We start from the raw sequence: 13,416 nt of genomic DNA, 5'->3' as shown, positions 1-13,416 counted from the left end.
ATGGGTGGCATGGGCGTCATCGACCATTTCCTCGAAGTCTTCACACGCTACATCGACAGCGGCTTCGGCCTGCTCGGCGGCGAGGTGGGCTTCATCGCCACAACTCTGATCGTCATCGACGTGACGCTGGCGGCGCTCTTCTGGTCCTGGGGTGCCGACGAGGACATCATGGCGCGCCTCGTCAAGAAGACGCTCTTCGTCGGCGTCTTCGCCTACCTCATTTCCAACTGGAACAATCTCGCCCGCATCGTCTTCGAAAGCTTCGCCGGGCTTGGCCTGAAGGCCTCGGGTACGGGTTTTACCGTCAACGATCTCATGCGCCCGGGCAAGGTGGCGCAGACCGGGCTCGATGCCGGCCGGCCGTTGCTGGACTCGATCTCGAACATGATGGGCTATTGGTCCTTCTTCGAGAACTTCATCCAGATCGCCTGCATGTTCTTCGCCTGGGCGCTGGTGCTGCTGGCCTTCTTCATCCTGGCGATCCAGCTCTTCGTCACCCTGATCGAGTTCAAGCTGACGACGCTCGCCGGTTTCGTGCTGATACCCTTCGGTCTGTTCGGCAAATCCGCGTTCATGGCCGAGCGGGTGCTTGGCAACGTCATCTCGTCCGGCATCAAGGTGCTCGTGCTCGCCGTCATCATCGGCATCGGCTCAACCCTTTTCTCCGAGTTCACTTCCGGATTCGGCGGGACCACGCCGTCGATCGACGACGCCATGGCGATCGTGCTGGCCGCGCTGTCGCTGCTCGGCCTTGGCATATTTGGACCTGGTATCGCCAACGGTCTCGTCTCCGGCGGCCCGCAGCTCGGCGCGGGTGCGGCGGTCGGCACCGGGCTCGCCGCCGGCGGCATGGCAGCAGTGGGCACAGCGGCCGGCGGCGCCATCGTGTCCGGAGGCGTGGCTGTCAGCAGCGGTGCTGCAACGGCGGCCCGTGGCGGTGCCGCCACCGCGGGCAGGGCATCCACAGCCTACGGCCTCGGCGCGGCGGGACAGTCAGGCTTTTCCGGCGTCGCATCCGGGCTCGGCGGTGTCATCAGCGCCGGCGCGCAGGGCGCCATCTCACCGCTGAAGCGAGCGGCAAATAATGCGGCAGGCAGCATGAAGCAGAGCTTCCAGTCCGGCGCTCGCGCTGCCTTCCAGACGACAGGCGGATCCTCCACGGCTGGCACAATCGGCGCGAACGCGCCCGAAGCCAGCTCCGCTCCCGTTGCGTCCTCCGCCACTGAAAGTCAGCCTGCCTGGGCGAAGCGCATGAAGCGCTCGCAACAGATGTCCCATGGCGTCCAGGCCGCCGCCCACGCTGTCCGCAGTGGCGACAGCCATGGCGGCGGCTCCTCGATCAACCTCTCTGAAAGAGACTAAGCATGTTCAAACGACCGTCCACGCACTACGGCAGATCCCCACAACCCGAGACGCCCTACCAGCGTGCTGCGCAGGTCTGGGACGAGCGCATCGGTTCCGCTCGCGTGCAGGCGCGCAACTGGCGGTATATGGCTTTCGGTTGCCTGGCGCTCGCCGCGGGCTTCTTCGCAGCGCTCATCTGGCAATCCGCGAAAGGCTCGATCGTGCCTTGGGTGGTGCAGGTCGATCGTCTCGGCCAGGCGCAGGCCGTGGGACCCGCGATCGGCGACTATCAGCCGAGCGATCCGCAGATTGCCTTCTACCTGGCACACTTCATCGAACAGGTGAGGTCGATCCCCGCCGATCCGGTCATCGTGCGGCAGAACTGGCTGCGCGCCTATGACTTCGCGACGAAGAGCGGGGCGCTGGCCCTCAACGACTATGCGCGCGCCAATGACCCGTTCACCAAGGTCGGCAAACAGCAGGTCGCCGTCGACGTGTCGTCGGTCATCCGCGCATCGCCGGCGAGCTTCCGCATCGCCTGGATCGAACGCCGCTATCAGGATGGATCACTCGCTTCCACGGAGCGCTGGTCGGCCATTCTCACCATTGTCATGCAGCCCCCGCGCGACGCCGACACGCTGAGGAAGAATCCGCTCGGCATCTACATCAACGCCATCAACTGGTCGAAGGAGCTTGGACAATGATGCCCGCACTCTGCAACACCGCCCCCCGGGGGTGTCCGGCTTTCCTCGTTCGCGCAATGCCGGCCTTACGCAAAATGGCCTTTCCAGCACTTCTGCTTTTGACCTCGGCGCTTGCGGGCTGTGCCACCAGGCAGAAGCCGCCGGAGATTTCCTATGACGATCCGGTCCCGGCCGTGCAGGCGGTCGATCCGCCCCCGCCCGTCAAGGTGGTGGAGCTGTCCAAGCCGCTGCCGCTTCCAGGCCAGTTGAAGCCGGTCGGCAAGGCCGCAAAGCCCGACCCGGAACCGACCGATCCGGCCGCGCGCGTGAACCTGGCCAATGCGGCCGCGCGCGTCCAGCCTGTCCGCAACGGCTTCATCAACTCGATGCAGGTCTATCCGTTCGTCGATGGCGCGCTCTATCAGGTTTATGCCTCGCCGGGGCAGATCACCGACATCGCGCTGCAGCCCGGCGAGCAGCTCGTCGGCTCCGGTCCCGTCGCCGCCGGCGACACCGTGCGCTGGATCATCGGCGATACCGAGAGCGGTACGGGCGGCGCCAAGCAGGTCCACATCCTCGTCAAGCCGACGCGCGCCGACCTTCTCACCAATCTCGTCATCAACACCGATCGGCGGACCTATCACATGGAACTGCGCTCGACGCCGTCGACCTATATGGCATCGGTTTCCTGGCAATATCCGCAGGACCAACTCATCGCTTTGCGGCGTCAGAACCAAGAGGCTGAAGCTGTGCAGCCGGTCTCGACGGGCATCGATCTTTCTCGCGTCAATTTCCGCTACGACGTGACTGGCGATCGCGCACCCTGGCGGCCGTTGCGCGCCTTCGACGATGGTAAGCAGGTGTTCATCGAATTCCCGCGGGGCATCGGCCAGGGCGAGATGCCGCCACTCTTCGTCGTCGGGCCGGACGGTGACACGTCCGAGCTGGTCAACTATCGCGTGCGCGGCAACTACATGATCGTCGACCGGCTGTTTGCCGCCGCCGAGTTGCGCTTCGGCGCCGGCAAGAACCAGCAGCGCATCCGCATCTCCCGCACCGATGGGGTGAAGAGCAGTCGATTTTCATGGATGCGTGGCCCTGGTGAGACCCCGCAAGCGACGTCCCTCCGAACAAACAGGGGAGGGTCGTCATCATGAGCGACAGATTGGATCCAGGGAAGGAAGAGGGCCGGGGGCCGGCGGATGACGCCCGGCCGGAGGCGTCGGTCGAGGATGACGCCCGGCCCCTGACAGGCGAGCCGGCCGCAGCCATGCGGCTGCGCGCCGAGCAACCGCGGGTGACGCGTCTGTCCCGCAAGGCGCTGGCCGCGTTGGGGCTCACCGCAAGCCTCGCTGTCGGCGGTGCGCTGATCTACGCGCTGCAGAACCGTCAACAAGGCCAGGGTCAGGAGCTGTACTCAACCGACAATCGCTCGACGCCCGATGGGCTCGCCGGCCTGCCAAAGGACTATGCAGGCGTCCCAAAGCTTGGCCCACCGCTTCCCGGCGATCTCGGCCGCCCGATCCTCGCCGCGCAGAATGGCGGCCCCGCGCTATCAACAGGTCCCGTTGGACTGGACCAGGAGGAGCAGCGCCGGGAGCAGGAACTGGAAGCGGCGAGGACGGCGCGCTTGTTCGCGTCCACGCAAACGCGGCCTGCAAGTGACACGACCGTCGCTCAAGTCACGACAGAAACCGTGCCACGGCCTGATCTCTCCAGCCTTGGGTTCGCGCCGCAGCCGGCCACGCCCTCGGCGCAGGACCGGCAGCGCGCGTTCCTTGATCAGCCGGCGGACAAGCGAACCGTCTCGCCTGATCGCGTCGCGGCGCCGGCGTCGAAAAACGTCCTGCAGGCGGGCGCTGTCATCGCGGCCGCCCTCATCACCGGCATTCGCTCCGACCTGCCGGGTCAGATTACCGCGCAGGTGACGGAGAATGTCTATGACAGCCCCACCGGACAAGTCCGTCTCATTCCGCAGGGGACGCGCCTCATCGGCCAGTATGACAATGGTGTCGGCTTCGGCCAGCGTCGCGTGTTGCTGGTCTGGACCAGACTGATTTTTCCGAACGGCCGCTCCATCATTCTGGAACGTCAGCCTGGCGCGGACGCGGAAGGCTATGCTGGGCTCGAGGACGGCGTTGACTATCACTGGGGCGAGCTCTTCAAGGCTGCAGCGCTCTCCACGGTTCTGAGCATCGGCGCGCAGGCAGGCTCATCGGGCCAGGAGAGCGACATCATGCGCGCTCTTCGTCAGGGTGCTTCCGACAGCATCAGCCAGACAGGCCAGCAGATCGTGCAGCGGCAGCTCAATATAGCGCCGACACTCACCATCCGACCGGGATACCCGGTGCGCGTCATCGTCACGCGCGATCTCGTGCTTGAACCTTATGGAGGCTGAAATGGCCAAGCTGAAACTGGGGCCAATCGCTGACGACAAACCTGTCAAGGTCATGGTGGAGCTTCCCGCGGCATTGCACCGTGACCTGACCGCTTATGCCGAGATCCTCGGCCGCGAAGCGGGGCACCGGCCCGCCGATGCGCCGCGCCTCATCGTTGCGATGTTGGAGCGGTTCATTGCGACGGATCGGGGCTTTGCCAGGGCAAAGCGTTCGGAAAGTGCTGGCTAAGGGCCTGGGGACCGAAGTCGAACCGGTCAGTCGCGCCTCCCATTCATGGCGTGACTTCAGAAATCGCGCCGCGGCGAGCTCCTCCATTGACAGGTCCCGGGTCGTGCTGCTGTCGCCATGTTTCTTGCGGTCCCAACCAGCCGCAAGAGCGCGCGCTTTGGGTTCGATTCAAGCCACACTGCCTTGATCCAACTGATGCTGCTCTGCCCACGGATCGGTTTCCACACTGTGGCGTCGATGGCGACTGTCCTGGCAAAACCCTCGCCCGCCAGAGTGACGCCTTGACCGAGTTGCACCTTGAGGATGACCGTTGCTTCGCTGGCGCGACATATCTGGATAGCGGGGCCACCATTCGCAGCGATATGCTCCAGCAATTGCGGATCCCGGGAGGATTCGCCTGAAACCAGCAGACACGTATCTGCAAGATCTGCCCATCTGACCGCAGGCTTTTCTGCAAGCGGATGGTAGCAGGGCAGGAGAACGAACAAACGCTCGTGCGCAAATATCTCGCTTCGGCACAGGGCGGCGTTCTCAAGCCCGTGCGTGAAGACGATGTCGAGGCGCCGGCGGCGTATAGCCGCCAGGCACTGTTCGAGTGGAACGTCTTCGATCTCGACGCACACGTCTGGATGTAAACGGCCAAAACGATCGATGAGACGTGTCACGAACGTGCGCCCCATCTGGGCGCATAATCCTATCCTGAGCGTTTTGACATCCTGGTGACCGCGACTACCTCCAGCCAGTGCATCCTGCAAGCCTTCATAATGGGCCCGGACAAGATCGACCCAGGCCCGGCCTGCCTCGGTCAGCCGAACGCCATGGACGTCGCGGTCAAACAACTGCATGTCGAGCAACTGCTCGAGAGCTACGATGTTGCGGCTGACACAGGATTCCCTCACTCTGAGAACTCTTGCAGCCTGCCTGAGGCTGCCATGGTCGACAGCTGCGAAGACATGGTCCAAACGGCGGAGCGTGTTGTCGACCTGTCCCAAGGCGCAGGAGCCTATTCCTGCGCGGCAGGGACGCTAACGGGCAGGGGCGGACACAAGCTCGTTTCGTAGACGTACTCGTGCGGAATGGCCGGAGTGGCCATCTGGGAGAGGTACCGGTTTAGGTTTTCCTCGCTATTGCTCGCCGCCAGGCTACAGAAATTTCCGCTGTTCCACGTCAGTGAGCAGTAGCTGAAATGCTGGCGTATGGCGTCGGCCATCTGTGCCAAAGTCACCTCATTGCCGAACATCGTATCCAGAACGAGGGTTTGCTTCTTCTCGATTTCATCTGGGGGAAAATAGCGCGCCTTGAACCCAAAATCCTTCTGGTATTCGCGACGCCTGTAGTCCGGCTCCTCGGTTGCCCGGAACTTTTCGACGAAGACGAAGATTCCGTCCTGCTTGAGGTGCTGGGTCACGAATTCGATCTGGCTTGCTCTGTTGGGCGAGTACATCTGAAAGGTCGTATCTTCGAGAATGATGTCGAACCCGTGGGCAAAATTTGCCAGTCGCGGATCTGAACGCAGGACGTCCTTTGTCAAATGATGAAAGGGGCCGACGAAGAAGTCAGCGTGCGGCGGTTCGCCATAAGCCATGAAGCAATTGTAATTCTCCGCGTTCGGGCTGCACGACAGTGTGCGTATCTGTCCCTCCGACAGTTCGGACAGTGTCCTCGCCATCGTGCCTTCCGCTGTTCCAAGGCTGTATAGCGAATGCGGACCACCACGATCCCGTGCGTATTTCAGCATTGCGTAGGCCGTCCGGCACTCCTCCTCCAATCTGTAGGGAATGCTGCCGTGATAATGCTGGTCAAAAAAGCCTTGTCGTGCCGCATGCAGGCTGACCAGGCCGCGCAGCAGTTCATCGCTCGGCAGAAGCCGGGCGTCGGCGACGGGCTTGCGGATTGGCATCCCGCTCTTGCCAGCGGCGGTCGCCGCGAAAAAGCCTGCCAGTCCGTTGATCCGTGGGCCGTGGTCGCACTCAGCCAGAAAGTCGTCGAGTCCACGCATCGCAGTATGCCTCCAGCACCGTTCCATTGGTGAGATGCCGATACGTCGATGGGGGAAATTCCACCAAGATAAGTGGGGTCTAATATTTCACCGGGCTCAAGTATTGGCTGAGCCAACTGGTAGGCCTGCCGGATACAGGCGGCTTTCACTCGTTTGCCATTTTTTCGCTAAAGTCACATCTTCTACCAATCCAGAGTTATTTGCGTGTTGTTCAGCAACCCATGGTTCGCCACATCATGCGCCGACTGGCCGCTCGCCAGTAAGGAGGCTGCGGATACGTGAATACTCTTGCGCTCGACCCGACCCAGAATCGCCGTTCCCGGCACCAGTCGCTTACACACAAATATGAGAATTGGGGGAGCGTGCGGGCGGACGTGGTCAAAAGAACCGGGCTTGAGCGCCAGGAAACAAGAATCCTGCAGCCAAACCATTTGTTCCTGATGAACCTGAAGGGCACGGCGTGCCGCGGAGAAGACATCGTGGATGGGCGCCGGATTGCCTTTTTGCCGCGCCGGGCCGGTTCGATAATCTTCATGCCCGCCGGCAGTGATTGGAATGGGTGGGACGAGGGGGACGCGACCGCTTCCTACCTCCTAGTCTCGATTGCAAAAGAGTTCGCCGACGATGTGTTTGCGGGAACGGCTCGCCATCGCCCGGCAGTGCTGCCGCCGTCGATCGGGTTTCGGGACGGCACTGTAGAGTTGGCGTTGCAGAGGATTGCCTTGGAGCTCAAGCAGCCTGACCCCATCAGCGCAACGATGGTGGAGTGCCACGCCACGCAATTGCTCGGCCAAATGTTGAGGTTGAACGGCTTCCATCAGGAGCCGGCAAAAGGCGGTTTGTCATCGTTCGATCTCAAGCGGGCGGTGGACATGATCGAGACGTTGTCGGACGGCAGACCTACGCTCGCCGATCTGGCGAAAGAAATTGGGGTTAGCCGGTTCCATTTCTGGAGGGCCTTCAAGCAGTCGACAGGCATGACGCCGCACGCATTCATTGCGCAGCGACGGCTGGAGCAGGCCGCGGACATGCTGCGATCGACCAGTCTGTCGGCGACGGAAATCGCGATGGAATGTGGTTTCGGCAGCTCGAGCCATTTCACGACCGCCTTTAAGCGGGCATTCGGCGCGGTCCCGACGGAGTTTCGTCGTAACTGCAGAATCTAGCCCCCCGCTTGTCGGTTCTCAGCAAGTATCGGAAAACCCCAACATCACAGTAAAGCAGGCTTGGCGGAAGACGGTATCCATCGGCGGTCAGCCGGATACGCCGCTCATGTCAAACCTGGTTCGAGTTCATCATGGCAAAGGACGGGCCGGCCGGTCCAGTCCCTGCCTCGGATTCCTGGCCAGCACGCTATCGGCGGCCGTTGCCCGAAACGGCTACTACATCGCATCCGCCTGGATTCTCGTCGAGCGAGGGTACGGAACCGCCGGCGTGGCGACGTTCCTTGCGATCGTCAGCGTTGTCGAATTCATCGCGAGCCCTCTGGCCGGTGTAGCGGCGGATCGATTTGACAGGCGATGCTTGAACGTTGCGGCAGACCTCAGCCGCTTCGTCGTTATGCTGGCTACCGCTTGCGCGCTTCTCGACATGGACGTGTTTGTGATTATCTGTCTGTCAGCGGCCCTCTTTTCGTTTTGCGACCGTGTCGCGCTTACAAGCTCTCAATCAATGATCCCCGTGATAGCTGACGGCCGCGATCTTGTAGCCTCGAATTCCGCCGTCTTCTTCGTCATGCAGGTCGGCAATCTCGGCGCAGCTTTGCTTGCAGGGCCTTTGCTGCATGATCGCTCCCCAGTCCTGCCATTCACCGTTATTGCTGCCTTCTTTTTGTTTTCATCGGGCTGCCTAGCCTTGATGCGGCTGCAACCGGTTTCGCGTGATGTCCGCTTCGCCAAAATCTCGGCAGCACAATTAGATCCAAGCCTGCGTCGTCTCATCGGCGTCTACGCGCTTCTCTACACAAGCGCGGTGCTTGTCAGCGTCATGGGATCTAGCTTCGTCTTCCAGGAGCAGAAGGGTACTGCCGCGGATTTCGGCTACCTTGAGGCTGCATGGTCGGCGGGCTCACTGATCGGTGCGGTCTCTCTGTTCCGGATTGAAAGAGCGATGAGTACCCACGTGCGGCATCTCATGCTTTTGGGCTTAACGGCGCTGGTACTCATGGCGCTGGCATCTCTGCCCACGCCCTGGACAGTGATCCTTTTTGTCGCGCTCGGATTTCTATACAATCTTGGACGCGTCAGCGTTGAAGTCACATTGCAGTCGCATGTATCCATTTATCTTTTGGGCCGGGCCAAAGGCATTATGCATAGTGTGGCCGTGGTGCTCGGGTTACTCATCTTCGGCATCGCCGCCGCTGTCGGAGATCGAGCATTTCCTTCGACGATTTTCTTGAGCTTTGGCGTGGCGCTCCTCGTCAGTATTTTGTGTTTGAGCGTGGGTGTAATTCAGACACGAGAAAAAGGTGAAACGTGAGGTGGAAGAGCTAACAGCAGGCGTAGATGCGAAACAGGCAGTCCTGGGGTCGCTGACGGCACTCTACCCCTGGATGAGCCCATACCATTCCCGGCCGATCCGTGATTATGCGTTTCGCCTGTTTACGGCGCCGGCTTCGGTTCCCATGCCAGAAATCCGGCTCCGAGCCTTCACCAAACTACTCGACATCATCAGGAAGGCAGCGACACGAAACGGGTTGTCTGCCGATACCGCCTTGGAAATCTGCAGGGATTTCCAAAGGCGCCGCGTGTTGCAGACAGGCCCTCATTTGTTTCTCCTCCTGGAGCCGGAAGCCTATTATACGCATATCTTCAGCCTCCTTGGTCTCTCGGCGCATGGCTGTTCGACCTACGTTTCCTACGCCGTTTCGACGGTGAATCTCGTCGAAAAGCCACGCAAGGGACCAGGCTGGATCACCGTTGACGGCAAGCCGGTCAACGTCTTTGGCCTGAGCCGAAGCCGGATGATCGGATACAGCCTGCTAGCCGGGCCGGGACCTTACAGGTTCGAGTTGTTACCGAGGGAGCCAAATACTGGGGGAGACGCGCTCACGCTGCTTCGTAGCCTTCTGCCGAAAACGCAATTCGACCGGCCGGCGCATGCCATCAAGGCAGCCAATCTCATCCTTTGGCCAAGAATGTTCGGACACCGCTTTGCCTTCCTGCAGATCGACGACGAGGATATCGCCGACTTGGTGGCCGACCATCTGTCGGACGAAAATTCCTGGCTACGCATGAGACTGCTGGAAGACCCGAAGTTCGCCTCCAATATCCTTGCCGGCATCGATGGGCTCGCGTCCGGCCCCTGGAGTGGCTGGCTCGCGCGCGGTACCGACTTCTTCTGGCTCTACGAAAATGGCAAACGCCTTCCGCTGCGTCTGGTTGCCGGAGAGCTCATCGATCCCGCGACCGGTATGAAGGTGGCGTGCTTCACAGCCCCCGATATCCTTGAGCGGCTGGCAAATCGCAGCCTTGTCCCGAATCTCCTGCTGATGTTTCTGGTTTTGTCGATCCTGCCCGGCGTGCGCGCGCTTGGAGGCAGCTATCAGCCGATCTATTACCCCCTGATGCGCTATGTCGTCTCCCGGGCGCTTGAGGCCACAGGCGTGGATGAAGATCTTCAGCAGGCTCTCGCAAGCGACGACGTACCGGGTGCTTGGGGACATCGGGTAATTGAGTGTGATGATGATCCGCTCGAGCTATTCCTGAAGGGCAGGAACGGCGCGATGAGTGATCTCATCGGCCGTTTGGGCGACATTTCCTTCGCCGAGGCTTGTGGAAGCATGAAAGGCTTCGTGACAGACCCGTCGTGGAATGAACTTCACAGCCGACTGCGGCAGGGGTTGGTCACGCCGTCCGATGCGGAATGGGCCTTTTCCTGAAATGTCCTATGCACTTCCTATGTGTACGCCGGTTACGAATGGCAGCTTTGCGCCCCATGTCGGTCATTGAGCAAGCCATAGTTGCATCCGAAAGCGGACACTTCCGCCAACGGCCACCTTTGCGCTTACCGGCTATCCCAACGGAGCAACAGGCGGTTACGTTCGACGCCGCTCGGCGCCTCGGTAATCGACGCTCTTCAAAATTCAGCCTGGACCGGTGCCGTACTGACGAAGCCAGTAGCACTAACGCCTTCCCGCCCTGGGCCGCGTTCGCTATGTCTGGCCGCGCCGTCCGCCTTGGATCCACCTGATGTGCCCAGGACAGCTTGTATGACCACAAGCTAATATGCTACCTTGCACAATGCGCGGATTGCTGGCACTTGGAATGCTGGTTTTGGCGGCTACAACAGCAGCCGCAGGTGAGCAGTTGTTCGACTCCATCGCCGCCGGCGACAAGGGTGCCGTGGAGCAAGCCCTGGCAGGCGGTGCCGACGTCGACAGCCGGGCGCGCGACCAGGCAACGCTGCTCATCGCTGCAGCGCTCGATAACCAGCCGGAAATCGCCGACTTCTTGCTGGCCAAGGGTGCCGACATCATGGCGCGTAACTCGGGCGGCTTTACCCCGCTTCATGCGGCGGCCTTCTCGGGCAGCCTGCCGATCGCCAAGCTGCTGCTGGAAAAAGGCGCGGTGCTCGACGATGCCGCCAACAAGGCGGGTGCTACGCCGTTGCTGGTGGCCGGCGAGGAAAACCACATTCAACTGGCCGAGTTCCTCATTGCGAAAGGTGCCAATGTGAACCATGCCGAGGGGCATGGCTACATGCCGATAACGCGCGCATTCTGGAAGGGCAACACGGATATCATACGACTTTTCAAACGCCATGGTGCTACCTGCCAAGCCAAAATTCTTGGCGAGGCGAACGCGGCGAAGTGCGCCGAGATCCACGATTAACGGAGGATACAGATGAGCACGATGATCAAGCTACGACTGGTTCGGAGTTTGGGGACGGCTGCCCTGGTCGCGGTAGCTGTGGTCGCCGGCGCGGGATCGGCATGTGCCGACGATTCGGTAAACACCGGCTATTTTGGTGGTGTGGCGATCATGGGCTACGACACGGTCGCTTACTTCACTGACGGCAAGGCCGTGAAGGGCTCCGAAGAGTTCACTTATGAATGGCTGGGGACACCTTGGCATTTCGCCAGCAAGAAACACCAGGAAATGTTCATGAGCGAACCGGTCAAGTACGCTCCTCAATATGGCGGGTACTGCGCCGGCGAAGTCGTGGGCGGGGGGGTCACGGTCAATGTCGATCCTGAGGCATTCAAGATTATCGACGGCAAGCTCTACCTGATCTACGACGTCGACAATGCGGATGATTTCGCCGCGCATGCAGCTGAAAATATCCCGAAAGCCGATGCCAACTGGCCGAAGGTCGCGGCCAATTTGGAACTCGATCACTATCATTGAGACGCGCGTGTGCGTCTACCGAACCACGGTGAAGTGAAACACCTTGCTTGTATTGGCATAGGAGTAGCTTTTGCCGGCTGCGTCGTTGCGTCTGTAGACGGGACCACAGTCGGGGCGACCGAACAGGTTCTCGCTCTGCTCGCACAACAGATCGCCATCGACGTAGACGGTCTCGGTGACTAGCCGCGTCGTAGAGCGGAAGGCCGCCTTGCCGTCGCTTCCGATCTGAAGGAAGGCTGGTTGGAGACCGGGTTCGATCTGGCCTTGCAGTGTATGGCCAATGACGAGGGACGCGATCTCGGCACCCTGTAACTGGTCCTGTTCGGCCGGGGTAAAGCCGAAGCGCCATTGGGGGAGGCCCGCCTGGCGCAGTGCGGCGACGAGTATCGCCAGATCCTGCGGATTCCGAAAATGTGCATGAGTCATCTCCCACCCAGCCAAAGAGTCCACGTAGCTGGACCCTGCTACGAGGCGGAGCCCCTCGGCGATTGCGGCTTTCGCATTCGGTAGGCGGCCGCCGCGGACATACGCCGCAGCGAGCGTAAACCGAAAGTTGCCAACCGTGGACGCATCGTCGCGTGTGTGCTCGAGAGTCTCGATCGCTTTCTCGACATTGCCCTGGAGCAGAAAAACCAGCCCAGCAGTTTCCCGGTTGATCGCTGAGAGGTCGGGGTCGAGCCTGAGCGCCGTCTCGACCGCAGTGGCTGCCTCGGCATGATTGCCGGCGTATAACTGAACATATCCAAGGGCTGCTTGCGCCTCTGCATCGCCCGGACCGATTGAAACAGCCTTCTTGGCAGAGGCAATCGCATCTTCGTAGCGGCGATTCACGACCTGCATGATCCCAAGAATTGCATAGGGCGACGAAAGGTCAGGGTCGAGTTCCAAAGCTCGGCTCGCCTTCTCATATGCTCTCTTTCGTGCTGGCGCGCTCTGGATGACGTCGTTGAAGGCCTCCCGCCAGATATAGATTGTGGTGCGCGCGTCGGCCGCGAAGGCTTCGGCAAAGGCGGGGTCAAGCTCCTCCGCCTTGTCGTAGAGCGTGAGCGCCTCCCGCAGGCCGGCCTGCAGGACGCTGCGTGACGCCGTCTCGGCTTGTAGATAGTAATCATAGGCCTCGAGATTGCTCGTCGGCGGCCGCGCCATGCGCTCGCTTTCCGCTGCCGAAGGTTGCATGCCAAGCGCCTTGGCGATCTCGCCGCTCATCTCGTGCTGGACGGCAAACACGCCGGCCATGCCACGGTCGAACCGGTTGGCCCACAGATTGTCGCCCGTTGCCGTATCGATGAGCTGGGCATTGAGGCGGATCTGCTCGCCGGTGCGGCGGACGCTCCCCTCGACAACGAAGCGGACGCCAAGGTCGCGCGCGACGTCCGCCAGCGCTGCAGGCTTGTTCTTGTAGGCGAACACCGAGT

13 protein-coding genes are annotated in these 13,416 nt (G+C 61.2%); 10 read left to right on the top strand and 3 right to left on the bottom strand.

The features are described 5' to 3' along the window. The 5 genes from trbL to NKJ64_RS27840 are packed head-to-tail and all read left to right on the top strand — an operon-like array spanning position 1 to position 4,654. A complete protein-coding gene (trbL, locus tag NKJ64_RS27860) occupies positions 1-1,362 on the top strand; it encodes a P-type conjugative transfer protein TrbL (protein ID WP_286487420.1) in 1,362 nt (453 codons plus the stop codon). 2 nt (positions 1,363-1,364) lie between these two features. After that, entirely contained in the window at positions 1,365-2,048 is a 684-nt protein-coding gene (gene trbF / locus NKJ64_RS27855; protein WP_352463671.1) for a conjugal transfer protein TrbF, read from the top strand. Further along, positions 2,045-3,184, top strand: coding sequence for a P-type conjugative transfer protein TrbG (gene trbG / locus NKJ64_RS27850; protein WP_023829991.1), 1,140 nt, complete (start codon positions 2,045-2,047; stop codon positions 3,182-3,184). Before trbF ends, trbG begins: the two co-directional genes overlap by 4 nt. Then, positions 3,181-4,425: a TraB/TrbI/VirB10 family type IV secretion system protein gene (locus NKJ64_RS27845; RefSeq protein ID WP_023694970.1), complete on the top strand. Its 1,245-nt coding sequence runs from the start codon at positions 3,181-3,183 to the stop codon at positions 4,423-4,425. Before trbG ends, NKJ64_RS27845 begins: the two co-directional genes overlap by 4 nt. Before the next feature lies 1 nt (position 4,426). Continuing rightward, on the top strand, positions 4,427-4,654 hold the full coding sequence (locus NKJ64_RS27840) for a DUF2274 domain-containing protein (protein WP_023716200.1): 228 nt from the start codon (positions 4,427-4,429) through the stop codon (positions 4,652-4,654). A 56-nt stretch (positions 4,655-4,710) separates the two neighbouring features. Here the strand turns inward: NKJ64_RS27840 and NKJ64_RS27835 are convergent, their stop codons facing one another. Together NKJ64_RS27835 and NKJ64_RS27830 are read right to left on the bottom strand one after the other, a co-directional pair. Further along, positions 4,711-5,646 (bottom strand): LysR family transcriptional regulator, encoded by a 936-nt coding sequence (locus NKJ64_RS27835; protein WP_023716199.1) that lies wholly within the window; start codon positions 5,644-5,646, stop codon positions 4,711-4,713. An 11-nt stretch (positions 5,647-5,657) separates the two neighbouring features. After that, the gene (locus NKJ64_RS27830; protein WP_023694972.1) at positions 5,658-6,653 is read right to left on the bottom strand and encodes a class I SAM-dependent methyltransferase; all 996 of its coding nucleotides are present in this window, start codon (positions 6,651-6,653) and stop codon (positions 5,658-5,660) included. Positions 6,654-6,931: 278 nt separating this feature from the next. Between NKJ64_RS27830 and NKJ64_RS27825 the strand changes: the two genes are divergently transcribed. The 5 genes from NKJ64_RS27825 (at position 6,932) to NKJ64_RS27805 (ending at position 12,001) form a co-directional block, all read left to right on the top strand. After that, the gene (locus tag NKJ64_RS27825) at positions 6,932-7,819 is read left to right on the top strand and encodes a helix-turn-helix transcriptional regulator (protein ID WP_023829990.1); all 888 of its coding nucleotides are present in this window, start codon (positions 6,932-6,934) and stop codon (positions 7,817-7,819) included. A gap of 106 nt (positions 7,820-7,925) precedes the next feature. Next, positions 7,926-9,131, top strand: a complete 1,206-nt coding sequence (locus NKJ64_RS27820; protein WP_023673783.1) for an MFS transporter — start codon at positions 7,926-7,928, stop codon at positions 9,129-9,131. After that, entirely contained in the window at positions 9,121-10,533 is a 1,413-nt protein-coding gene (locus tag NKJ64_RS27815) for a hypothetical protein (RefSeq protein WP_155923635.1), read from the top strand. Before NKJ64_RS27820 ends, NKJ64_RS27815 begins: the two co-directional genes overlap by 11 nt. Positions 10,534-10,894: 361 nt before the next feature. Next, positions 10,895-11,485 carry an ankyrin repeat domain-containing protein gene (locus tag NKJ64_RS27810; RefSeq protein WP_352463670.1) on the top strand — a complete coding sequence of 197 codons (591 nt, stop codon included), beginning with the start codon at positions 10,895-10,897 and terminating at the stop codon, positions 11,483-11,485. A gap of 12 nt (positions 11,486-11,497) precedes the next feature. Continuing rightward, complete coding sequence (locus NKJ64_RS27805; protein ID WP_023716196.1) at positions 11,498-12,001, top strand: YHS domain-containing (seleno)protein; 504 nt, start codon at positions 11,498-11,500, stop codon at positions 11,999-12,001. 15 nt (positions 12,002-12,016) lie between these two features. On the opposite strand, the gene NKJ64_RS27800 is transcribed toward NKJ64_RS27805, so the two are convergent. Then, a partial coding sequence (locus tag NKJ64_RS27800) for a tetratricopeptide repeat protein (RefSeq protein ID WP_352463669.1) occupies positions 12,017-13,416 on the bottom strand: 1,400 nt, incomplete at its 5' end.

The sequence above is a fragment of the Mesorhizobium sp. M0062 genome, assembly GCF_040323125.1.
In the GTDB taxonomy this organism is placed as follows: domain Bacteria; phylum Pseudomonadota; class Alphaproteobacteria; order Rhizobiales; family Rhizobiaceae; genus Mesorhizobium.
Note: the sequence above shows the minus strand (reverse complement) of the source record. Positions and strands in the feature narration are given on the sequence as shown.

Excerpts from the sequence above, each read along its gene's own strand:
- NKJ64_RS27830 (WP_023694972.1), bottom strand. The coding sequence starts at position 6,653 with ATGCGTGGACTCGACGACTTTCTGGCTGAGTGCGACCACGGCCCACGG.
- trbL (WP_286487420.1), top strand. The coding sequence starts at position 1 with ATGGGTGGCATGGGCGTCATCGACCATTTCCTCGAAGTCTTCACACGC.
- NKJ64_RS27840 (WP_023716200.1), top strand. The coding sequence starts at position 4,427 with ATGGCCAAGCTGAAACTGGGGCCAATCGCTGACGACAAACCTGTCAAG.
- trbG (WP_023829991.1), top strand. The coding sequence starts at position 2,045 with ATGATGCCCGCACTCTGCAACACCGCCCCCCGGGGGTGTCCGGCTTTC.
- NKJ64_RS27805 (WP_023716196.1), top strand. The coding sequence starts at position 11,498 with ATGAGCACGATGATCAAGCTACGACTGGTTCGGAGTTTGGGGACGGCT.
- NKJ64_RS27820 (WP_023673783.1), top strand. The coding sequence starts at position 7,926 with ATGTCAAACCTGGTTCGAGTTCATCATGGCAAAGGACGGGCCGGCCGG.
- NKJ64_RS27810 (WP_352463670.1), top strand. The coding sequence starts at position 10,895 with ATGCGCGGATTGCTGGCACTTGGAATGCTGGTTTTGGCGGCTACAACA.
- NKJ64_RS27845 (WP_023694970.1), top strand. The coding sequence starts at position 3,181 with ATGAGCGACAGATTGGATCCAGGGAAGGAAGAGGGCCGGGGGCCGGCG.
- trbF (WP_352463671.1), top strand. The coding sequence starts at position 1,365 with ATGTTCAAACGACCGTCCACGCACTACGGCAGATCCCCACAACCCGAG.